Source organism: Oleiphilus sp. HI0043 (genome assembly GCF_001634935.1).
This window is the reverse complement of the sequence record NZ_LWEY01001858.1, coordinates 1-1,176: the sequence shown is the minus strand read 5'-3', so window position 1 is coordinate 1,176 and position 1,176 is coordinate 1. Positions and strand designations below refer to the sequence as shown.

Sequence of the window (1,176 nt, the reverse complement as noted above, 5' to 3'; positions counted from 1 at the left end):
ATACCACGTCGCCCAGTAGGTCCTGTGCATGATCAGTAATACCTATAGTAACGGTTTCGCCATCTTCTTCCAGACGAACCCACTCATGGCTAGATAGATACTTCAATTCTCCAGGGATAAGACTCATGTTTTGCAATCCTCAAACTAAATAACAATTAAATCAAATACTAAAATAGTGAATAAATTTATTCTGGCAAGTTCCTGCTACATTTAAGCAACAAGCACGAGCTTTTTACTCGAATACTTTTTTACCATTACGAACAAAAGGCGGGCGCACCACTCTAACGGGCACCTGCTTTCCACGCATATCGACAGCACAACTATCTCCCGTCGCAGCAGGTACTCGCGCCAAGGCAACCGAGTAGCCAAGTGTAGGTGAAAAGCTACCGCTAGTAATTTCACCTTCGCCAACACCTTCAACAATTACTTTCTGATGGCCACGTAATACACCGCGTTGCTCAAGCACCAAGCCTACCAATTTGCTCGATACGCCCTGCTCTTTCTGCGCAAGTAGCGCTGCTTTCCCAATGAAGTCCCTGTCTTCTGAGAAAGATACTGTCCAGCCCATAGCAGACTGAAGCGGCGTTACAGACTCATCCATATCGGAGCCATATAGGTTCATACCTGCCTCAAGACGCAGTGTGTCTCGGGCACCCAGGCCACATGGTTTAACACCCGCTTCAACCAAAGCTTTCCAAAAGTCAGCAACAGCATCGCTTGGCACCATGACTTCCAAACCGTCTTCACCGGTATAGCCGGTGCGACAGAACATCCAATCGCCAGCTTCCAAGCCTTGGAACACTTTTAAACTATCGATAAGCTCGGCATTATCAGGAGAAGCCTGCTTAATGTTCTGTATAGCTTCGGGGCCTTGAATGGCCACCATGGCTAACTCGGGGCGCTCAATCAATTCCACATCAAATTTTTCAGCCTGCTTGTTCATCCAAGCCAGGTCTTTTTCTCGCGTACCGCAATTAACCACTAGGCGATAGTCTTTAGGCATACGATAAGCAATCAGGTCGTCGATCACACCACCCTTCTCATCCAACATGCCACTATAGAGTGCTTTGCCTGTTTCTTGCAGCTTGTCGACATCGTTCGCTAACAAATAACGAAGATAGTCACGAGAGTCTTTACCCTGTACATCAACAATTGTCATGTGCGACACATCGAACA

At 46.9% G+C, this 1,176-nt stretch carries 1 protein-coding gene and 1 pseudogene; both read right to left on the bottom strand.

Annotated elements, in window-relative coordinates:
* Positions 1-127: pseudogene (locus A3729_RS28490) on the bottom strand (glycine cleavage system protein H); the annotation flags it as partial.
* Positions 128-232: 105 nt separating this feature from the next.
* The coding region (gene gcvT, locus A3729_RS28485; protein ID WP_068634537.1) for a glycine cleavage system aminomethyltransferase GcvT at positions 233-1,176 on the bottom strand (944 nt) is incomplete at its 5' end.